The sequence below is a fragment of the Microbacterium maritypicum genome, assembly GCF_041529975.1.
In the GTDB taxonomy this organism is placed as follows: domain Bacteria; phylum Actinomycetota; class Actinomycetes; order Actinomycetales; family Microbacteriaceae; genus Microbacterium.
The window spans coordinates 730376-750700 of record NZ_CP168030.1; the positions used below are offsets into that span (position 1 = coordinate 730376).

Below are 20325 nucleotides of genomic sequence, written 5' to 3' on the forward strand. Positions count from 1 at the left end.
TCCTTGCGGATGGCCCCTCCTCGCGCCCGCTCTGGCCTCAGGCCGTCGTCTCCCGGCGGGGTCGATGCACGTCCTTCGCGCTCGGTATCCCCTTCGAGAAGAGGAGCGAGAGGAGGCTGATCAGGATCAGCCCGAAGAACGCGATGCGCAGCGACGACAGCTGCGAGTCGCGATAGACGGTCGCTAGGGTGTCGGCATCCGCGTCGCTCAGACCCGCGTCCTCGGCGATGGCGGTGACGTCCGCGGCGGGGACGATCGTGACGCCGTGCTCTGTCGCGGTCGCCACGGTCGTCTTCGTGGCGTCGGGCAGATCGCTCGCCGCCACCCCCGAGGCGAACGACGTCGACAGCGCGCCGATGAGGATCGAGCCGATGAGCGCCGTTCCCAGCGACGAGCCGAGGTTCTGGAACACTCCCTGCAGGCCGCCGACCTCGCTCGTCTCCTTCTCGGTCACACTCGACATGTTCACGTTGCCGAGCTGCGAGGCGAGCAGCCCGAGCGCGGCGCCGGCGAGGAACATCCCGGTGGCGAAGAATCCGCTGCGCAGATCGCTGGTGGCGGAGCCGAGCAGGATGAGCGCGCTGACGACGAGCACCAGTTGACCGATCCGCACGATCGTCCGCGGCGACAGCATGCGCGAGAGCCGGGTGCCGACGATGGAGAACAGCACGAGGGCGATCGACAGCGGGAAGATCCGGATGCCGGTCTCCAATGCGTCGAGACCGAGCGTCATCTGCAGGTACACCGGCACCATGAAGAACAGGCCGGCCGTCACGGTGTACTGCGCGCCGAGCACCGACAGTCCGCTGCGGAGGGCGGTGATCGAGAACATCCCCACGTGCACGAGGGGCGCCCGTCCCGCGCGCTCGAGGCTCCGCTGCCGGGAGAGGAACAGCGCGAGCAGCACGAGCCCGAGCACGATGAGCCAGGCGGCGGGGGAGATGCCGAGCGGAGCGACGGAGACTCCGCCGATCTCGGGAGGGTTGAGCGGCAGGACCCACCCCCAGGTCTTGCTCTGCAGCATCCCGAACACGACCGTGACGAGTCCGACGGACGACAGCGCGACGCTGAGGATGTCGATGCGCACACTCTGCCTCGGGGTCGGATCCGTGACGATCCGTGCGCACAGCACGACGCCGATCATGATGAAGACCTCAGCAACGAAGACATAGCGCCAGTCGAGGTACGTCGTCACGAATCCACCGATCAGGGGTCCGGCCGCGACGGCCGCGCCCGACACGGCGCCGATGATCGCGAACGCCGTGATCCGCTCGCGACCGCCGTAGTTGTCCGCGACGAGCGCCGCGATCGCCGGGATGACGAGCACGGCGCCGAGCCCCTCGACGATCGACCAGCCGAGGAACAGGAACTGCACGTTCGGACTCACTGCCGTGATCAGCGAGCCGGCGGCGTAGACGCACGACCCGATAACGAACGCTCTGCGGCGCCCCCACACATCGCCGAGCTTCGCCCCCAGCAGCATGAACGCGGCCATCGTGAGCGTGTAGAAGGTGATGGCCCCCTGCATCGCGGCGACGGTGGTGTCGAGGTCGGACACCACCGTCGAGATCGACACGTTCATCACGGTGCCGTCGAGCACCATCACGAACTGCGCGGACCCGAGGACGGCGATGACGCCCCACTTCTTCATGACGACTCCTTCGACGGTGCAGCAGGGGTGGCGGCGATCGCGCCGGCGCCGCGCATGATGCGCGCGACCGCCGTGATGAGGAACAACTGACCGGTGATCGCCTCCGCGACCGCGACCGCCTGCGACGTCGCATTCGCGGGGACGAGGTTGCCGTAGCCGGTGGTCGTGAGCGTCGTGAACGAGAAGAAGAGCTGGTTGGCGAGGGAGTCGTCGTCGGGGCCGCCGAACATCGGCTCGGGGGAGACGAGGGAGAGCAGGTTGAAGACGAAGGTGAAGAAGAGACCGACCAGCACATAGGCGGTGACGGCGGCCAGCAGTGCCTCGGCATTGAGCCCGCGGCGCTTCACCTGGTCCCCGATGATCGCGACGGGGGATGCGAGCAGCGCGATCATCGTCGCCGCGGAGAACGCGATGTCGAGGATGTGGCCGCTCGCGCCGAGGAGCGTCGCCACGATCGTGGCCACCCCGGCGGCCGACAGGATCACCCACGCCACGTGCTGCACCATGCGGGGCGCGGCGGTGACCCGGAAGACCACGGCGACCGTCATGAGGGTCACCAGAAAGGCCCACGGGTTCGGGTTCGGGCCACGCTGAGCGGCACACAGCGCATACGAGACGACGACCAGCGCGGCGACGACCGCATACCCGGATGCCCCGCTGAAGAGCAGATCGGGGCGCCGCTCCTCGATGCGGGACCTCGCTGTCCGTGCGGAGGCGCTCACCGTCCCGGCTCCCCGGAACCCATCGTCGGCAGTCGCCCGGAGGCGCGGGCGGCCAGGAACGCCGCGTAGTCCTCCTCGTTCTGATCGGCGTAGGCGTCGGCGAACGCGCAGATCGCCTCTTCGAACGCCCGGCCCCGACCGAGGTAACCGGCGATCTCGAGCCGGTCTCCGCTCCTCGCGTGCCCGCGTGCGAGGGTCTCGCCGCAGATGCGCGCGTAGAGCGCGGCCCCTCTCGGGGTCATCGTCTCCGGATCGATTCCGCCCTTCCAGTCGTGGAGCTGACGCACGTAGAAGTCGCGCGTGACGCCGTCGGTGCCGGTCACCCGCTGCCAGCCGAGGAAGAGGTCGCTGGCTGCCTGCATGAGCCGTTGCCCGCGCACGACCCGTTCTCCCTCGCTGTCGTGCGTGCCAGGGCCGAGGAACCGTTCGAGCACCGACGGCTGTGCGGTCTTGGCCTGTAGAAGCAGCGGGTCGCTGTCATCCCTCCCGCTGAGCAGGATCACCCATGCCCGCGTGCCGACGCTGCCGATCCCGCCGACCGTCCTGGCCATGTGTCGGTAGCGGTACTCGGAGATCGGATGCCGGTCGCCCGGCAGCGTGTCCTGATACGCCGCGAGGAGATCGCGCATGATGCCGACCTCGTCGAGATCCTGAACGGCTCCGGGAAGGAGATCTTCGACCGGCGTCACCAGTGGTGGGTTCGGGATGATCCGCAGCTGTCCGTCCTGCACGTGCACGAGTTGCGCGAACGATCTCATCCGGTCGCGCTTGCGCGCCTTCTTGATGGCGGCATCGAGCCGCGCGACGGTCTCGTCCTCGGCTCTTCCGCGGTCGCGCTCCGCCCGGATTCGACGGCGTGCGCCGTCGGCGTCGAACCGGTCGTACCAGGCGTCGAGGACGTGGGCATCGGCGGCCCGCCGCATCGCCTTCCGGTACCCGACGATCGACGCGCGGACGCAGGCGTCGATCTCCTCCGTCGAGAAGCCGCGCTGCCGCCCGGCCACCGCGAAGCTCGTCGCCAGCCGTTTGAGATCCCACTCGAACGGCCCCGGGAACGTCTCGTCGAAATCGTTCATGTCGAAGATCAGTCGACGCTCCGGGGTGCCGAACAGGCCGAAGTTCGACAGATGCGCGTCGCCGCACAGCTGCACGGTGATGCCGGTGTGCGCGGCGGTGGCGAGGTCCGACGCCATGAGCAACGCGGACCCCCGGAAGAAGGCGAAGGGCGACGCGGACATCCGCTCGTATCGCAGCGGCACGATGTCGAGATCCCGGGTCGTGGCCTGCCCCTCGAGCAGCGCGACCGGGTCGGGGCGGTCAGCAGACGGGTGCCAGGGGCCCTGCCGCGAGCGGGGCGCGCGGGTGCGCGCGTCGCGTCCCCGGTTGCGTCTGAGGACGAACTCCGGCGCCACCGCATCCGGCGCAGCGACGTCGTCGCGCCCGTCGGCGTTTCGGTCACCGGCCATGTCGCACCTCGCACCTGTGTGATGACGGCGCGGGATCCGGGTGACCGGGGCGGATCCCCGGGGTCGGGTGCGGGCGGCGTCGCATCGCTCATCGTGGCAGCGCATGACGGACTCGACGTGGTGCACGTCACCCTTTTCGGGCGAGGGCGTGGGCGAGGGCGAGGGCGTGGGGCGGACCGCCTCGCCTTCAGGCGTCGCTGGTCGTGGCGCGCTTCGCGCTCGCGCCCCGCATGATCCGCGCGACCGCCGTGATCAGGAACAGCTGACCGGTGATGCCCTCGGCGATGGCCACCGCCTGGCCGCCGGTACCGACCGGCACGAGATTTCCGTAACCGGTCGTCGTGAGCGCCGTGAAGGAGAAGAACAGCTGATTGCCGAGCGAGTCGAGGCTTGCCTCGCCGAACAGCGGATCCACCGAGATCTGCGACATCAGGTTGTACACGAAGGCGAAGAACATGCCGACGAGGATGTAGGCGGTGATCGCCGCCAGCAGCGCCTCCAGATTGAGGCCGCGCCGGGTCACCTGGTGGGCGATGACGACCCACGGGGCGACGAGCAGTGCGATCATCGACGCGGCCGAGAGTGGGATGGCGAGCAATGGTCCTTCGAGTCCGAACAGGTCGGCGATGACGGCGGTGACCCCGGCGACGGAGAGCACGACCCAGGAGACCCGCTGCACCATGCGTCGGGCCCGGGTCACATGAAAGACCATGGCGACCGTCGCAAGCATGGGGAGGAAGGCCCACGGGCTCGGGTCGGTGCTGGGCTGTATCGCGCACAGGCCGTACGACACGATGAGCAGGATGAGGACGATCCCGTACCCGAGAGCGCGGTCATCCCACCGGCGGCCGAGCCGACCTCTGACGTGCTGCTCGTCCACCGCTTCTGTCAGGGGCATGGCGACTCCACTTCGGTGCGATGGACGCCGTCGTCCATGATGTGCGGCCAGTATCCCAGCGCCGGGGCGCATCCCCTCTCAGGGCGAGTGCGCGTCGGCGGGAACGGGAGTCGCGGCCCCGGTTCGAGACTGTCCGCCGAACCCGTTATGATGGCTGAGTGCATCCGATCTTCGGGTCGGATCCACGGAGACGTCGCATAGTCCGGCCGAGTGCACCACCCTGCTAAGGTGGAGTCCCCTCACGGGGACCAGGGGTTCAAATCCCCTCGTCTCCGCACTTTCTTTCTTCGCTTGCGGGCCCGGTCGTCTGTCGTTCACGGCAGACTCGAGAGCATGTTCCGCGACATCACGACCGTCGTCTTCGACGTGCTCGGCACCCTCGTCGACGAACCCCGCGGCCTTCGCACCGCCATCGCCGAAGCGGTGGGCGCTGCCCGTGACCCTGACGAGCTGCTCGGTGTCTGGCAGGGTCACATCGAACGCGAACAGGCCCGCATCGGGCGAGGCGCACGCGACTACGCCGACACCGAGAGCCTCGATCGCGAGGCAGCGCTGCGGGTGGCTGAAGCGGCGGGGCTCGACGACCAGGCCCGCATCGATCGACTGGCATCCGCGGCTGAGCGGCTTCCGCCCTGGGACGACTCCGCCGACGGTGTCGCGCGACTCGCGCAGAGGTTCCGCGTGCTCGGGCTGTCGAATGCGACGACGAAGACGCTGCATCGGCTGGGAGCGCACGCCGGCCTGGAATGGGATCTGGCGCTCTCGGCGGACGCCGTCCGCGCCTACAAGCCTGCCCCCGAGGTCTACGCTCTGGCGGTGGAAGCTGCGGGCGGTGATCCTTCGCGCGTGCTGATGGTCGCGGCCCATGCCTGGGATCTGCGGGGCGCGCAGGCGGTGGGAATGCGGACTGTATACGTGCGACGCCCGGTGGGGGACCCGCCGACTCCGTCAGACACGTTCGACGGTCGATTCGACGGACTTCAGCAGCTCGCCGACGCGCTCATCTAGAGCGCGGCGGATCGATCCTCTTCTCTCAGCAGCAGCTGCCCTTTCTCTCAGCAGCAGCAGCCGCCCGCCGAGCGCGCGCTGCCGATGGGCTCGACCTCCGTCGACTCGTCCGCGATGCCGAAGCGGATCAGCGCGCGCGGGTCGAAATGGTCATCCGGTGGTGCGACATCGGGCGCCACTGCGTGGAGAAGGGTGAAGTCGGCCGCAGCGCCCACCACCAGCAGAGCTCCGACCGGGAAGCAGTCGATCACGAGGTGGAACTCGTCATCGCGCTGCTGCACGGTCATCCCGGTGATCGACCAGGCCGTGAACTCATCCGCCATCGGCGTGCAGCGCCAGCTCTGCTGCTCCACGCCGGTCACCCGCAACAGTGCAGTGGTGCCGCGCAGACGTGTCGACTGCCCCAGTTCCAGGAGCACGCCGACAGTCCCGCCGAGCACATCGACGAGGATCCGTGTGATCTGGGAGCCCACCAGCGCATCATCCGTCAGGAACGGATTCTCCCCGTCCGGGAGTGGCGGAAGCGCGCCGGGTACGCCGATGAGCAGGTCGTTCACGTTCATGGCTATTCGCTCTCCCCAGAGATCCCCCGACCGTTCGAGAGTATGTGATCGCGGTTCACAAATTCTGAACGCCGAATGTGAAGGGGCACCAGGGGTGCGGGGCGACGCCGACGAGGTGTGCTGCGTTCGTCGTGGCCCTCCGGTAGTCTCACCGGCATGGCCACCGCATCGACGCAGACCCATAAACGCGAGGCTTTCGGATCGCGGAACGTGTTCATCCTGTCGGCGATCGGATCTGCGGTCGGCCTCGGGAACATCTGGCGGTTCCCCTATGTCGCCTATGAGGGCGGCGGTGGGGCCTTCCTCATCCCGTATCTGTGCGCGCTGCTGACGGCGGGCATCCCGCTGCTGTTCTTCGACTACGCGATCGGGCACCGGTTCCGCGGTTCGGCGCCGCTGGCGTTCCGCCGCATGCACCGGGCGGCCGAGCCCCTCGGCTGGTGGCAGGTGCTGATCTGCGTCGTTATCGCGGTGTACTACGCGGTGATCATCGCGTGGGCGGCCATGTACACCTGGTTCTCGGCCCAGCTCACCTGGGGGCCGGGGAACGAGAACGACTTCTTCTTCATCGACTTCCTGCGGTCGGCGGACGTCGCGGAGGTCGGGGTCTCGACCGAGTTCGTGCCGCAGGTCGGCATCCCCCTGGTCGTGGTCTGGCTGATCGTGATCGTGATCATGGCGCTCGGCGTGAAGCGCGGCATCGGCCGCGCGAACATGATCCTGATGCCGTTGCTCACCGTGATGTTCGCGATCCTCGTGGTGCAGTCGCTCTTCCTCCCCGGTGCGATGGAAGGTCTGAACGCGTTCTTCACCCCGAACTGGGAGGCGCTCGCCGACCCGGGCGTCTGGGCCTCCGCCTATGGGCACATCTTCTTCTCGCTGTCGGTCGCCTTCGGCATCATGGTGACCTATTCCTCCTATCTGAAGCGCAAGACCGACCTCACCGGATCCGGGCTGGTCGTGGCTTTCGCCAACTCCGGCTTCGAGATCCTCGCCGGTATCGGCGTCTTCGCCGCACTCGGGTTCATGGCGCAGGCACAGGGGACCGAGGTCGCCGGCGTCGCGTCCTCGGGCATTGGGTTGGCGTTCATCGCCTTCCCGACGATCGTCTCGCAGGCCACCGGGGGCTCGATCATCGGCGTGCTGTTCTTCGGCGCGCTCGTGTTCGCGGGGGTCACCTCACTCATCTCGATCCTCGAAGTGATCGTCGCCGCGCTGCAGGACAAGCTGGGCTGGGCGCGCGTGCGCACGACGCTCACGGTGGCCATCCCGCTCGCGATCGTCTCGATGGCGCTCTTCTCGACGACCACGGCTTTGTCGGTGCTCGATACGGCGGATGCCTTCGTCAATGCGTTCGGCATCATGGCCGTCGCGCTGGTGGCGGTGATCATCGTCGCGTGGCTGCTGCACAAGCTCCCGGTGTTCGTCGAGCACCTCAACCGCCGTTCCAGCTTCCGGGTCGGACTGCTCTGGAAGCTGCTCGTCGGCGTGCTCGCGCCGCTGGTGCTCGGTTACCTGCTCGTCAGCGAGCTCATGACGAAGATCAACGAGCCGTACAGCGGGTATCCGGGGTGGTTCCTCGCGATCTTCGGCTGGGGCATGGTGATCGCCCTCGTCGTGCTGGCGCTGCTGCTGTCGGCGCTGCCGTGGAGCGGACGCTCGCACGCGAAGGACGACCCGGAGTACGACGAGTTCCTGGCCGAGGAGCAGTACGAGCCGGATGCGGAGACGTCGGCTGTTCCGATCGTCGCGACGCCGGAGAAGGGAGAACGCGCATGACCACGACAGCGATCGTCATGATGATCATCGCCATGGTCACGATCTGGGGCGGCCTCGTCGCCGCGATCGTGAATCTCGCCCGTCATCCCGAGGCCGCGGAGAACGAGCCGGCACCGCCCGTCGAGCTGTGACCGCGCGCTGACGGCGAGCCGATCGCATCCGACCTGAGAAGTCGGGTGCCGGCGGCCCGGGCGCGGCGACGATGGTGGGGAAAGGAGGACCTCATGATCGGAACGCTCAACGCCCTGGTCGATCTCGTCGAAGCCACTCGCTCCGACGAGCTCGACGTCGCCGGGTTCGCACGCGAGCACGGCACGACCGAATACCACCTGCGGCGGATGTTCTCGGCGCTGGCCGGCATGCCGCTGTCGGAGTACGTGCGGCGCCGTCGCATGACGCTCGCCGGCGCGGAACTCGCCGCCGGCGCCTCGAGCCTGCTCGATGTGGCCGTGCGCCACGGATACGGCTCGGTCGAGGCTTTCGGTCGCGCCTTCCGTGCGGTGCACGGCATCGGGCCGGCCGACGCGCGCCGAGACGGGGGTCCTCTCCGTACACAACCCACGCTCCGGTTCCGCCTGAGCGTCGAAGGGAGCACCCCGATGGACGTCACCATCACCCACCGTCCCGCGTTCGTCCTCGCCGGTCACGCCGCCGAGGTCCCGCTGATCCACGAGGGCGTCAACCCGCACATCCAGGCGCACATCGCCGCCATCCCGCCCGAGGAGCACGCGCGCCTCAAGGCGCTCGCCGACGCCGAACCGGCCGGGATCCTCGCGATCACCGCCGACATCGAGCCGGATGCTGCGGAGGGCACGCCGCTCACATACCTGCACGGCGTCGCGCTGCAGGACACCACCGCGGTGCCCGACGACCTCGATTCCCTGCGCCTCGACGAAGGGTCCTGGGCGGTCTTCGCCGCGCGGGGTCCGTTCCCGGCGACGCTGCAGAACCTGTGGGCGGCCACGGCGACCGAGTGGTTCCCGTCGAACCCGTGGCGGCTGCGGCCCGGCCCCTCGATCGTGCGCTACCTCGAGTTCACCGGCGACTTCGCGTCGTGCGAGCTCTGGCTGCCCGTCGAGCAGGACTGAACACCCGATGCCCCGCGTCGACGTCGATCAGCGCGGGGCATCGCCCTTCCTGGGCGGGCGATAGGTACCGATGATCGCGGCGATGAGATCGGAGTAGGCGGCGTCCTGGCTGGAGAAGCTGCCGTTGTTGCGGCCGTGCCGCAGCACCTCGACACGGTCGGACACCGCCTGCACGTCGGCGATGTTGTGACTGATGAACACGACGCCCAGCCCGAGCTCACGGAGCTGCTCGATGTGGGTGAGCACGTCGGCGGTCTGCGCGACGCTGAGCGAAGCGGTCGGCTCATCGAGCACGACCAGCCGGGGCTGGCTGATGAGGGTGCGTGCGATCGCCACGGCCTGTCGTTGGCCACCGGACAGGGAGTTGAGCGGCGTGCGGGTCGACGGGATGTTGGCGGCCAGATCGGTCAGCGCCTGCCGCGTCGCGTTCTCCATCTCGCCCTCGCGCAGCATGCCTTTGGAGGTGCGCAGCTCGCGTCCGAGGAAGACGTTGGCCGTCACGTCGAGGTTCTCGCAGACGGCGAGGTCCTGGAAGACCGTCGCGATGCCGAGTCGGTTCGCCTCGGCGGGGGAGGAGATGTCGACGCGCTCGCCGTTGATGCGGATCTCGCCGGAGGTCGGGGTGAGAGCACCCGCGATGACCTTCGCCAGCGTCGACTTGCCGGCGGCGTTGTCGCCGACGAGGCCGACCACCTCGCGCGCGTTCACCGTGAAATCGACGTCGGTGAGCGCCTCGACGGCACCGAAGCGCTTCGTGATGCCGCGCAGGGTGAGCAGCGGCTCCGCCTGCGACGCCGAGAGAGTCATGAGCGGCCCTCGAGAAGCTGGGACGGATCGGTCGACTGCAGGATGTGGATGGTCGCGCCGACGAGCACCGTGTCCTTGCCGAACGACGCGGGGATCGGTTCGCGGCGAGGAGCGCGGCGCTGCGGCGCGTGCTCGCGCAGGGCGGCGCCGAACGGCAGCAGGAAGACCGGGCCGGCGTCGGCGAGCTCGCCGCCGATCGTGATGATCTCGGGGTCGAGCGTCTGACAGACACCCGCGACCACACGGCCGAGCGTCGCGCCCGCATCGGAGACCACCCGCGCGCAGCCGGGGTCGCCGGCGGCGGCGCGGGCGATGACGTCCTTGAAGGTGACCTGGCCGTAGGCGGCCCGCAGCGGTGCCGTGACGGCCTCGGCTCCGACGACGGTCTCGAGGCAACCGCGCTGCCCGCAGGGGCAGATGGATCCGGCGGGGTCGACCTGCACGTGTCCGATCTCACCCGCCGTGCCCCCGCGTCCGCGGTAGAGCCGCGAATCGATGATCATGCCGGCACTCGTCGTGTACGAGGCGTTGATGAACAGGCTGTCCGCGACGTCCCGTGCCGTGCCGAGCGTCGCCTCGGCGAGCGCGGCGAGGTTGGCGTCCTTCTCGACCAGCACCGGGCATCCGAGGCGCTGTTCGACGACCGCGGCGATGGGCTGCGATTCCCACCGCCTCATGACGCCCGGATAGGCGACCAGACCGGTGTCGGGGTCGATCGGCGCCGGAATCGCGATGCAGAGGCCGATCAGCTCGTCGGCCTGCGCCGCGATCATGTCCAGCATCTCGATGATGAGGAGCGTGATGCGATCGAGCACCGTGTCCTCGGCGTGGTCGGCCGGCAGCGGCATCGACCGGTCGGCGAGCACGGACTGCCCGACGTCGTTGAGACGCACCCGCATGCTGCGGCTTCCGATGTGCACGGCGGCCACCAGCCCGGCACGCCGGGCGATGGTGACGAGCTGTGCGCGACGGCCACTCCGCGAGGTCGGGTGAGTCTCCACCAGACCCGAGAGCGAGAGCTCCTTCACGATCGCCGACACCGTCGCCGTCGACAGGGTGGTCGCTTCGGCGAGCTCGACCTGGGTGAGCCCGCCGAAGCGCTTGACCGCGTCGACGATCTTGGCCGTGTTGGCCTCGCGCAATCCCGACTGGGAACCGCTCGACCATCTGCTCATAGCGGGAGCATATCGCGTGGGATCGGCACCGCCGGGGTCAGCGGGCGGCACCCGCCCGACGCTTGTTCCAGACGTCGAAGGCCACGGCGATCAGGAGCACCAGGCCCTTCACGACCTGCTGTGTCGCCTGGTCGAGGCCCATGAGCTGCATGCCGTTGCTCATCACCGCCATGATCAGACCGCCGACGATCGCCCCGCCGACGCGCCCCACGCCACCGGTGACCGCAGCGCCGCCGATGAAGCAGGCGGCGATCGCGTCGAGCTCGAACATGTTCCCTGCTCCCGGCTGCGCGCCGTTCGTGCGCGAGGAGAAGACGACGCCGGCGACACCGGCGAGCAGTCCCATGTTCACGAAGATCCAGAAGTTGACGCGGCGCACGTTCACGCCGCTCAGCAGTGCGGCGTGCAGGTTGCCGCCGATCGCGTAGACGTGACGCCCGAATACGCTCTTCTGCGTGATGACCGAGTAGGCGATGATCAGCACGGCGAGGAGGATCAGCACGAACGGCAGACCGCGGCTGGTGGACAACTGGTAGCCGAACCACATCACGACGGCGGCGATCAGGGCGATCTTCAGGATGAACCAGCCCAGCGCCTCGACCGACTGCTGGTGCGCGACCTTCGAGCGTCGGCTGCGCACCTGCCACACCGCATAGCCGCCCACGCCGATGGCGAAGATCACGAGGGTGAACACATCGACCCCGTAGCCGCCGAAGAGTCCGTTGAAGAATCCGTTGGCTATCGAGTAGTAGGTGCCGCCGAAGGGCGAGAGTGAGACGTTGCCCAGCACGATGAAGGTCAGGCCGCGGAAGAGCAGCATGCCGGCGAGCGTCACGATGAACGCCGGGATGCCGACGAATGCCACCCAGAACCCCTGCCACGCGCCGACCAGGAGGCCGACCACCAGCGCGGCGATGACGCCGACCCACCAGGGCAGCTGCATCCGGATCACGAGGACCGCGGCGGTGGCACCGGTGAGGGCGACGACCGAGCCGACGGAGAGGTCGATGTGACCGGCGATGATGACGATCACCATGCCGATCGCGAGGATCAGGATGTAGGAGTATTGCAGCACGATGTTCGTGAGGTTCCCCGGGGAGAGGAACGTCGGGTTCAGGATGGCGAAGAAGGCCACGATCGCGATGAAGGCGACGAGGATGCCGCTCTGGCGCAGGTTGCGCGTGGCGAGGCTCAACAGGTTGGTGACGCCGGTCATCGTTCGGCCGTCCTTTCGACAGTCATGAGTTGCATGAGGTTCTCCTGGGTGGCCTCGGCGGCCGGCAGCTCGCCGGTGATCCTGCCGAAGGCCAGGGTGTAGATGCGGTCGCAGATGCCCAGCAGCTCGGGCAGCTCGGAGGAGATGACGAGCACGCCCTTCCCCGCCGCGACCAGGCGGTTGATGATCGTGTAGATCTCGTACTTGGCGCCGATGTCGATGCCGCGCGTGGGCTCATCGAGGATCAGCACGTCGGGCTCCGTCTGGATCCACTTGCTGAGCACGACCTTCTGCTGGTTGCCGCCGGAGAGGTTGCCCACGAGCTGGAGCACACTGGGCGTCTTGATGTTCATCTCGGCGCGGTACTGCTCTGCGATCCGGAGTTCCCGGTTCGCGTCGATCCAGCCGCCGGGGCTGATCATCCGCAGCGACGCGAGGGTGATGTTGTGGCGGATGTCGTCGATGAGGTTGAGCCCGAACTTCTTCCGGTCCTCGGTCGCGTACGCGATCCCGGCGCGGATGGCGGCGCTCGTGGTCGACGTGTCGACCTCTTTGCCGCGGACGAGGACTCGCCCCTTCGCGTTGCGCCCGTAGGTGCGGCCGAACACGCTCATGGCGAGTTCCGTGCGTCCGGCGCCCATCAGCCCGGCGATGCCCACGACCTCTCCTGCACGCACGGTGAGGGAGGCATCGTCGACCATGACCCGTCCGGGCTGGGTCGGGTGATGCACGGTCCAGTTCTCGATCCGCAGCACCTCCTCTCCGAGCTCCGGCACGCGCTCGGGGAAACGATGGGCGAGGTCGCGTCCGACCATGCCGCGGATGATCCGGTCCTGCGTCGAGGCCGGATCGCTCATGTCGAGCGTCTCGATGGACCGACCGTCGCGGAGGATCGTCGTGCGGTCGGCGATCGCGTCGATCTCGTTGAGCTTGTGCGAGATGATGATCGACGTCATCCCGCCGTCGCGCAGGCGCCGGAGCAGGTCGAGCAGGTGGGCCGAGTCGGTGTCGTTGAGCGCGGCGGTCGGCTCGTCGAGGATGAGCAGGCGCACGTTCTTCGACAGTGCCTTCGCGATCTCGACGAGCTGCTGCTTGCCCACGCCGAGCTGGCCGACCGGCGTGGCGGGGTTCTCGTCGAGACCGACCTGGGCGAGCAGTTGCGAGGCCTCGGAGTTCGCGCGGTCCCAGTCGATGAGTCCGCCCGCTCCCCGACGCTCGTTGCCGAGGAAGATGTTCTCCGCGACGCTGAGGTAGGGGATCAGCGCGAGCTCCTGATGGATGATCACGATGCCGACGTGCTCGGAGTCGCTGATGGATCCGAACTTCGCCTCTTCGCCCTCGTAGACGATCTCTCCCTCGTACGCCCCGTGCGGGTAGACACCCGACAGCACCTTCATGAGGGTGGACTTCCCCGCGCCGTTCTCGCCGCAGATCGCGTGGATCTCGCCGCGGCGGACATCGAGGTCGACGCCCTGGAGCGCCTTGACGCCGGGAAAGCTCTTCTCGATCTCCCGCATCTGCAGTACCGGTGTCGTCATGAACCGGCTCCTTTCCGTCGAGAGGGGCGTGACGCCGTGTCGACGTCACGCCCCGGAGCGATGACTACTCGGCGACGCCGGCGTCGACCTCGGCCTGGGTCCAGTAGCCCGAGTCGACCAGCAGCGAGGTGATGTTGTCCTTATAGACGATGTCCGACTGCAGGAGGTACGACGGCACGACCTTCACACCGTTGTCGTAGGTCTCCGTGTCGTTCGCCTCGGGCTCCTCGCCCTCGAGCATGTCCTCCGCCACCACGACCGACTGCTCGGCGAGCTTGCGCGTGTCCTTGAAGATGGACGAGAACTGCACGCCCTGGTCGATCAGACTGATGGAGCCGATCTCCGCATCCTGTCCGGTGACGATCGGGAGACCGTCGGCGATGGTGGCGCCGAGACCGCCGGTGCCCTGGAGTGCCGTGATGATGCCGCGGGAGATCCCGTCGTAGGGGGAGAGCACGCCGTCGAGCTTCGTGCCGCCGCCGTACGTCGAGGTGAGCAGATCCTCCATGCGCTTCTGCGCGGTCTCCTGCTGCCAGCGCAGGATCGCCGCCTGCTCGATGTCGGTCTGCCCCGACGGCACCGTGAGCACGCCCTCGTCGATGTAAGGCTGCAGCGTGTCCATCGCCCCCTGCCAGAAGAAGTGGGCGTTGTTGTCGTCGAGAGAGCCGGCGAAGAGCTCGATGTTGAACGGGCCCTTCTCTCCGGTGTCCTTGCCGTCCTGATCGAGCACGCCGAGGCCGACCAGCAGCGAGGTGGCCTGCTGCACGCCGACCTTGTAGTTGTCGAACGTCACGTAGAAGTCGACGTTCTCGCTGTCGCGGATGAGGCGGTCGTAGGAGATGACCGGGATCTTCGCTGCCGCAGCGGCGTCGAGCTGCGACGACAGGGCGGTGCCGTCGATCGCGGCGATGACCAGGAGATCCGCCCCCTTGGTGATCATCTGGTCGATCTGCTGGCCCTGCGTCGGGATGTCGTCGCCGGCGTACTGCAGCTCGACCTGATAGCCGGCCTTCTCCAGCCCCTCCTGCACGGCGGTGCCGTCGGCGATCCAGCGCTCGGAGGTCTGCGTCGGCATGGACACGCCGATCAGCAGGTCGCCCTTGTCGCCGGAAGCCTTCGTGTCGCCGCCCGCGGAGCCGGCTCCGCCGCCGCCGCAACCGGCGAGGGCGAGGACTCCCGCGAGGCCGAGGGCCGCGAGTGCATACTTCTTCTTCATTCCGAGCTCCTTTGCTGTGCAATGCGTCCTCCGGCCGAAGTCCGGAGGGTGGGCGTCCCGGCCATTCGGGATCCGCCTCGGATCACTTTCTTGAGTTCGAGACTCGAAGTCAAGCGAACGTGATCGTTTCGTGATGATTGAGACTAGGCCTCATCGAGTGGGGATTTCTTCCCCGATGGCCGGAGTTTGGTCGTCGCAAGGTGGGAAATCCGGGAGTTACCTTCGAGACTCGAAGCTAACTCGGGCGGGCGGTAGCCGGTGTCTGTGCCCCGTGTCACACTGGGCGCACGGAACCAGGGAGGCACGTCATGGCGGCGATCGACCCCAAGAAGACCCTCGACGCGTATCGGGCGAAGCGCGGTGAGTTCCGCATCGTCGAGGTGCCGCCGATGCAGTACCTGATGATCGACGGCGCCGGAGACCCGAACACCTCCCCGGCCTATGCGGAGGCCGTCTCGGCTCTGTTCCCCCTGGCCTACACGCTCAAGTTCGCGAGCCGCGACGAGCTCGGCATCGACACGGTCGTGATGCCCCTCGAAGGGCTCTGGCACGCATCGGACATGGAGTCGTTCACCACTCATCGCGACAAGTCCGCCTGGCAGTGGACGCTGATGATCATGGTCGGCGACCACATCACGTCTTCGATGTTCGCCGACGCGGTGGAGTCCGTGGCGCAGAGAGCGGCGAAGAAGAAGGAGCCGGTGCCCGCACTCGGCTCCGTGCGGCTGGAGACCCTCGACGAGGGGATGAGCGTGCAGACTCTGCACGTCGGTCCGTTCGACGATGAGGGGCCGGTCCTCGACGACCTGCATCACCGCTTCATCCCCGAGCAAGGCCTGACGATGACCGGGCTGCATCACGAGATCTACCTGAGCGACCTGCGTCGCACCGATCCGGCGAAGCTGCGCACCATCCTCCGGCAGCCCGTATCGTCGAGCGCCTGATGCCGAGAGGCGCCGGGAAAGCAAGCCCCTCCGCCGGGTGGGTCCTCGGCGATACCCTTCAATGATGAGCACGGTCAAGCACGCTGCGCGCGTCGCCAAGGGGTCCACCGCCTTCCGCCGCATCGCCCGTGTCGGGTTCGTCGTCCTCGGCCTGATCCACGTCATCATCGGCGCGATCGCCATCACCATCGCCGCGGGGGCCTCGGGCGACGCCGACCAGGACGGGGCGATGGAGCAGATCCGGAACAACCCGGTCGGCGGATTGCTGCTCGTGCTCGTCGCCACGGGGCTGATCGCTCTGGCCGTGTGGCAGATCGCGAGTGCGTTCCTCGCCGCCGACCCCGCCGAGACGAAGAAGTGGGGGCAGCGCGTCAAGCTCTTCGGCATCGCCCTCGCCTACCTCGTGGTCGCGGGCATGGCCCTCATCTACGCGCTGGGTGGCAACGCCGACTCGGAGACGGCGTCGAAGACCCTCAGCTCCGTGGTGCTTTCCGCTCCGGGCGGCGTCGCCCTGCTCGTCGTCATCGGACTGTCGGTGGTCGGCGTGGGGATCGGCTTCGTCGTGGGCGGGTTCACGCGCGGCTTCGAGAAGCTGCTCGATCTGCCGACGGGAGTCGCACGCGGTGGCATCGTGACGCTCGGGGTGATCGGCTACTTCGGCAAGGGCATCGCGGTGGGCGTGACCGGCGTGCTGTTCGTGGTCGCCGCGGTCACGCAGGATCCGGAGAAGGGCGCGGGGCTCGATGCCGCGCTCCACAGTCTGTTGGAGCTGCCTCTCGGCGGACTCGTCCTGGGAGCGGTCGGCGCGGGCTTCGCGATCTACGGAGTCTTCTGCATCGCCCGGGCGCGCTTCGCTCGCATGTGAGCAGGGTCGCGCCGGGCGCTCACGCGCTCGCGGGCTTCTCGCTCCAGACCAGCAGGAACGCCCCGAGCGCGATCATGAGTCCGCCGCCGGTGGCACCCATCGCCTCGATGCGGCGAGGTGAGCGGCCGAACCAGTCGCGGGCGGCGCTGGCGAGGAGCACCCAGACGGCATCGCACGTCACGCCGATGACGACGACGATCACTCCGAGCAGGAAGAGCTGCGCGGGGACGGAACCCGCGTGCAGATCGACGAACTGCGGCAGGATCGCGAGGAAGAACGCGATGGACTTCGGATTGGTGACTCCCACGACGAAGCCCTCGGTGAGCAGCCGCCATCCCGAGCGCCGCGCCGGAGCGGCGATCATCGCGCGCGCCGCATCCTTCCGGTGCCGGATGGCCTGGATGCCGAGGAAGATCAGGTAGCCGGCGCCGAGCACCTTGACGACGGTGAACAGCACGGCCGACTGGGCGATGATCGTGCCGACGCCGAGCGCGACCGCGACGACCAGCACGATCGAGCCGATCGCCGTGCCGAGGATGCTGAGGAACCCGCCCATCCGCCCGAGAGCCATGGCCCGGCCGATCGTGAATAGCACGGTCGGACCGGGGATCACGACCATGACGAACGCCGCGACGACGAAGGCGAGCAGCGTGTCCGGGGCGATCATGGGTCGAGCCTAGGGGCGCGGGCGTCGAGCGGTCGAGAGTGCGACCGCCCGACGCCGGTCGGTCAGCCCTGACCCCAGAAGCGGTCCTCCGCCTCCTGGTCCTCGCTGATGAGCCAGACTTCGGCGATGCGGTCGCCCGCGATGCGGAAGACGTCGACGCCGTGCTGGTCGAGGTCATCGTGTCCGGCGCGCTGCGCACGGAAGCGCACGGTGGCGGAGACGAGGTCGCCGGCCTCCGTCGCCGAGTCGGTCTCGAGCACGAACGTGCCGCCGCTGAGTTCCATGAAGCGGCCGAGGTGGGCGAGGATCGCGTCGGGGCCGACGTGGTCGCCGGATGCCTGGTTGGCGCCGGGCTGGTGCCACACGGCATCCGGATGGAAGGTGGCCGCCAGTGCCCCCATGTCTCCCGCGGCCAGGGCCGCACCGTACTGTCCTACAACGTCGATCGCCGACATGATGCTCCTTCTCGTGTGGTCGGTACTCTGGAGCATCCAGCGTCTCGCCGAGGGCGCGGTTACTTCAACGTCACCGGGAGGAGCAGCGCATGTCGCGCACGTGGACGGTGTTCTCCGCCAGCTGTCCGTCTCGGGCGTCGCTCGCCCGCATCGCGAACAAGTGGACCGCGATGATCGTCGTCCTCCTGCACGAGCAGCCGCTGCGCTTCGGCGAGCTGCACCACCGGGTGGACGGGATCACGAAGAAGGTGCTCGTCGACACGCTCCGTGCCCTCGAACGCGACGGCATGCTGGAGCGAGCGGTCGGCGACGACGGCCATTCGCGCTACCTGCTCACCCCGCTCGGCCGAAGCCTGCATGAACCGCTCCAGGCGCTGCAGGTCTGGGCGGAGTCCCACGTGGAGGACGTGCTCGACGCGCAGGACCGCTACGACGAGGTCGCCGACGCGAAGACGCTCGACGGGCGCTGACCCGCGGGCCCACCCCGGGCTCGCAGGTGGGAAACTGGAACGATGAGCGTTTCTTCCGGTGTCGACGTGATCGCCCCTCTGAGCGAGGCCGAGGTGCGGCGTATCCGCGAGGACTTCCCGATCCTGCACACGCAGGTGCAGGGGCATCCGCTCGTGTACCTCGACTCGGGCGCGACCTCGCAGCGTCCATCGGCCGTGCTGGATGCCGAGCGCGAGTTCTCGATCACCATGAACTCGGCAGTGCACCGCGGGGCGCACACGCTGGCCGCCGAGGCCACCGAGCTTTTCGAGGATGCTCGCGGCACTCTCGCGCGCTTCATCGGGGCCGACGACGACGAGGTCGTCTGGACCTCGAACGCGACCGAAGCGATCAACCTCGTCGCCTACTCGCTGTCGAACGCGTCGCTCGGGCGCGGGGGAGCGGCCGCCGAGCGGCTCCGCTTGCGTGAGGGTGACGAGATCGTCACGACCGAGATGGAGCACCACGCGAACCTCATCCCGTGGCAGGAGCTCGCGGCCCGCACCGGCGCGACGCTGAAGGTGATCCCTCTCGACGACGACGGTGCACTGCGGCTCGACGCCGCCGCCGAACTCATCACGGCCCGGACGAAGCTCGTGGCGTTCACGCACGTCTCCAACGTGCTCGGCGTGATCAACCCGGTCGAGCGCCTGGTCGCGCTCGCCCGCGAGGTCGGCGCCCTCACCCTGCTCGACGCCTGCCAGTCGGCACCGCACCTGCCCCTGGATGTGCGCGCGCTCGGCGTCGACTTCGCCGTGATGTCCGGCCACAAGATGCTCGGACCCACCGGAATCGGGGTGCTCTACGGCCGGCGCGAGGTCCTGGCCGCGATGCCCCCGTTCCTCACCGGCGGCTCGATGATCACCACCGTCACCACGACCGAAGCCGAGTACCTGCCGCCGCCGCAGCGGTTCGAGGCCGGCACGCAGCGGGTGTCGCAGGCCATCGCGCTCGCCGCGGCCGTGGACTACCTGACCGAGGTGGGGATGCCGCGCATCGCCGCGCATGAGGCCGCGTTCGGGCGTCGGCTCGTCGACGGGCTGAGCGCGATCGACGGGGTCCGCGTGCTCGGTGCCGGGATCGATCTGCCGCGCGTGGGGCTCGCGAGCTTCGATGTCGCCGGCATCCACTCGCACGACGTCGGGCAGTTCCTCGACGACCTCGGCATCGCCGTGCGCGTCGGACACCACTGCGCCCAGCCGTTGCACCGACGCCTCGGCGTCACCTCGTCCACCAGGGCGAGCACCTACCTGTACACGACAGAGGCCGAGGTGGACGCCGTGATCGAGGGTGTCGCCGGAGCGATCGACTTCTTCCGGAGGGGCGCATGAGCGACCTGCAGAACCTGTATCAGGAGCTGATCCTGGATCACTCGCGCACCCCGCACGGCTACGGGCTGCGTGACGAGATCCCGGCGCAGTCGCACCAGCTCAACCCGACCTGCGGCGACGAGATCACGCTGCAGGTGCACCGTGGTCCCGACGGGGGCGTCGAGGCGATCGCGTGGGAGGGCCATGGATGCGCGATCTCGCAGGCCTCCGCCTCGCTCCTCGCCGAGCTCGCCGAAGGACTCAGCGTCGAAGACCTCGAGGTGCGTATCGCGGCGTTCCGAGAGGCGATGCGCTCCCGCGGCAAGATCGAGCCCGACGAGGAGCTGCTCGGCGATGCCGCGGCCCTCGGCGGGGTGTCGAAGTACGTGGCGCGGGTCAAGTGCGCCATGCTGGCCTGGGTCGCCGCCGAGGACGCGCTCACCCGCAGCTGAGGTGCAGGATGGATGC

The 20325-nt window shown here is 68.4% G+C and carries 21 protein-coding genes and 1 tRNA gene; 10 read left to right on the forward strand and 12 right to left on the reverse strand.

Translation table 11 applies throughout. The features are described 5' to 3' along the window. Window positions 1-37: 37 nt before the first annotated feature. The 4 genes from ACCO44_RS03475 to ACCO44_RS03490 all read right to left on the reverse strand — a co-directional run bounded on the left by ACCO44_RS03475 (window position 38) and on the right by ACCO44_RS03490 (window position 4737). Complete coding sequence (locus ACCO44_RS03475; RefSeq protein ID WP_372468383.1) at window positions 38-1651, reverse strand: MFS transporter; 1614 nt, start codon at window positions 1649-1651, stop codon at window positions 38-40. Then, window positions 1648-2373 carry an ion channel gene (locus tag ACCO44_RS03480; RefSeq protein ID WP_372468385.1) on the reverse strand — a complete coding sequence of 242 codons (726 nt, stop codon included), beginning with the start codon at window positions 2371-2373 and terminating at the stop codon, window positions 1648-1650. Before ACCO44_RS03480 ends, ACCO44_RS03475 begins: the two co-directional genes overlap by 4 nt. After that, window positions 2370-3839: a DUF2252 domain-containing protein gene (locus tag ACCO44_RS03485; protein ID WP_372468387.1), complete on the reverse strand. Its 1470-nt coding sequence runs from the start codon at window positions 3837-3839 to the stop codon at window positions 2370-2372. Before ACCO44_RS03485 ends, ACCO44_RS03480 begins: the two co-directional genes overlap by 4 nt. 187 nt (window positions 3840-4026) lie before the next feature. Continuing rightward, the gene (locus ACCO44_RS03490) at window positions 4027-4737 is read right to left on the reverse strand and encodes a potassium channel family protein (protein ID WP_105711064.1); all 711 of its coding nucleotides are present in this window, start codon (window positions 4735-4737) and stop codon (window positions 4027-4029) included. 186 nt (window positions 4738-4923) lie between these two features. On the opposite strand from ACCO44_RS03490, the gene ACCO44_RS03495 reads away from it, so the two are divergent. Next, a tRNA-Ser gene (locus tag ACCO44_RS03495) sits at window positions 4924-5012 on the forward strand. Window positions 5013-5070: 58 nt separating this feature from the next. After that, on the forward strand, window positions 5071-5745 hold the full coding sequence (locus ACCO44_RS03500) for a haloacid dehalogenase type II (protein WP_372468389.1): 675 nt from the start codon (window positions 5071-5073) through the stop codon (window positions 5743-5745). Window positions 5746-5792: 47 nt separating this feature from the next. On the opposite strand, the gene ACCO44_RS03505 is transcribed toward ACCO44_RS03500, so the two are convergent. Continuing rightward, window positions 5793-6308, reverse strand: coding sequence for a hypothetical protein (locus ACCO44_RS03505; RefSeq protein ID WP_372468391.1), 516 nt, complete (start codon window positions 6306-6308; stop codon window positions 5793-5795). A 156-nt stretch (window positions 6309-6464) separates the two neighbouring features. Here ACCO44_RS03505 and ACCO44_RS03510 point away from each other — a divergent pair, with 156 nt between their 5' ends. The 3 genes from ACCO44_RS03510 (at window position 6465) to ACCO44_RS03520 (ending at window position 9175) form a co-directional block, all read left to right on the forward strand. Continuing rightward, the gene (locus tag ACCO44_RS03510; RefSeq protein WP_262002207.1) at window positions 6465-8087 is read left to right on the forward strand and encodes a sodium-dependent transporter; all 1623 of its coding nucleotides are present in this window, start codon (window positions 6465-6467) and stop codon (window positions 8085-8087) included. Next, window positions 8084-8218 (forward strand): methionine/alanine import family NSS transporter small subunit, encoded by a 135-nt coding sequence (locus ACCO44_RS03515; protein WP_081859865.1) that lies wholly within the window; start codon window positions 8084-8086, stop codon window positions 8216-8218. Before ACCO44_RS03510 ends, ACCO44_RS03515 begins: the two co-directional genes overlap by 4 nt. Before the next feature lie 93 nt (window positions 8219-8311). Further along, entirely contained in the window at window positions 8312-9175 is an 864-nt protein-coding gene (locus ACCO44_RS03520; RefSeq protein WP_372468394.1) for a GyrI-like domain-containing protein, read from the forward strand. Between the two features lie 27 nt (window positions 9176-9202). Here the strand turns inward: ACCO44_RS03520 and ACCO44_RS03525 are convergent, their stop codons facing one another. The 5 genes from ACCO44_RS03525 to chvE all read right to left on the reverse strand — a co-directional run bounded on the left by ACCO44_RS03525 (window position 9203) and on the right by chvE (window position 15127). After that, on the reverse strand, window positions 9203-9982 hold the full coding sequence (locus ACCO44_RS03525) for an ATP-binding cassette domain-containing protein (RefSeq protein ID WP_029263763.1): 780 nt from the start codon (window positions 9980-9982) through the stop codon (window positions 9203-9205). Then, window positions 9979-11157, reverse strand: coding sequence for an ROK family transcriptional regulator (locus ACCO44_RS03530; protein WP_372468396.1), 1179 nt, complete (start codon window positions 11155-11157; stop codon window positions 9979-9981). The genes ACCO44_RS03525 and ACCO44_RS03530 overlap by 4 nt, the downstream gene beginning before the upstream one ends. Window positions 11158-11194: 37 nt before the next feature. Continuing rightward, window positions 11195-12373 (reverse strand): multiple monosaccharide ABC transporter permease, encoded by a 1179-nt coding sequence (gene mmsB / locus ACCO44_RS03535; RefSeq protein WP_029263765.1) that lies wholly within the window; start codon window positions 12371-12373, stop codon window positions 11195-11197. After that, window positions 12370-13911: a multiple monosaccharide ABC transporter ATP-binding protein gene (gene mmsA, locus ACCO44_RS03540; protein WP_105711069.1), complete on the reverse strand. Its 1542-nt coding sequence runs from the start codon at window positions 13909-13911 to the stop codon at window positions 12370-12372. The genes mmsB and mmsA overlap by 4 nt, the downstream gene beginning before the upstream one ends. 64 nt (window positions 13912-13975) lie before the next feature. Then, a complete protein-coding gene (gene chvE, locus ACCO44_RS03545; protein ID WP_372468398.1) occupies window positions 13976-15127 on the reverse strand; it encodes a multiple monosaccharide ABC transporter substrate-binding protein in 1152 nt (383 codons plus the stop codon). 308 nt (window positions 15128-15435) lie between these two features. Between chvE and ACCO44_RS03550 the strand changes: the two genes are divergently transcribed. Next, window positions 15436-16071: a GyrI-like domain-containing protein gene (locus tag ACCO44_RS03550; RefSeq protein WP_372468400.1), complete on the forward strand. Its 636-nt coding sequence runs from the start codon at window positions 15436-15438 to the stop codon at window positions 16069-16071. A gap of 64 nt (window positions 16072-16135) precedes the next feature. After that, window positions 16136-16936: a DUF1206 domain-containing protein gene (locus tag ACCO44_RS03555; RefSeq protein WP_091035920.1), complete on the forward strand. Its 801-nt coding sequence runs from the start codon at window positions 16136-16138 to the stop codon at window positions 16934-16936. Between the two features lie 19 nt (window positions 16937-16955). Here the strand turns inward: ACCO44_RS03555 and ACCO44_RS03560 are convergent, their stop codons facing one another. After that, entirely contained in the window at window positions 16956-17603 is a 648-nt protein-coding gene (locus tag ACCO44_RS03560; protein WP_372468401.1) for a LysE family translocator, read from the reverse strand. 62 nt (window positions 17604-17665) lie between these two features. Next, the gene (locus tag ACCO44_RS03565; RefSeq protein ID WP_029263771.1) at window positions 17666-18058 is read right to left on the reverse strand and encodes a nuclear transport factor 2 family protein; all 393 of its coding nucleotides are present in this window, start codon (window positions 18056-18058) and stop codon (window positions 17666-17668) included. An 89-nt stretch (window positions 18059-18147) separates the two neighbouring features. Between ACCO44_RS03565 and ACCO44_RS03570 the strand changes: the two genes are divergently transcribed. From ACCO44_RS03570 to sufU, 3 genes are read left to right on the forward strand one after another with little or no spacing between them, the layout of a single operon-like run. Next, a complete protein-coding gene (locus tag ACCO44_RS03570) occupies window positions 18148-18528 on the forward strand; it encodes a winged helix-turn-helix transcriptional regulator (protein WP_372468402.1) in 381 nt (126 codons plus the stop codon). A gap of 42 nt (window positions 18529-18570) precedes the next feature. Further along, window positions 18571-19878, forward strand: coding sequence for an aminotransferase class V-fold PLP-dependent enzyme (locus ACCO44_RS03575; protein WP_372468403.1), 1308 nt, complete (start codon window positions 18571-18573; stop codon window positions 19876-19878). Further along, window positions 19875-20309, forward strand: coding sequence for a Fe-S cluster assembly sulfur transfer protein SufU (gene sufU, locus ACCO44_RS03580; protein ID WP_105711074.1), 435 nt, complete (start codon window positions 19875-19877; stop codon window positions 20307-20309). Before ACCO44_RS03575 ends, sufU begins: the two co-directional genes overlap by 4 nt. The last annotated feature ends 16 nt before the right edge of the window (window positions 20310-20325 follow it).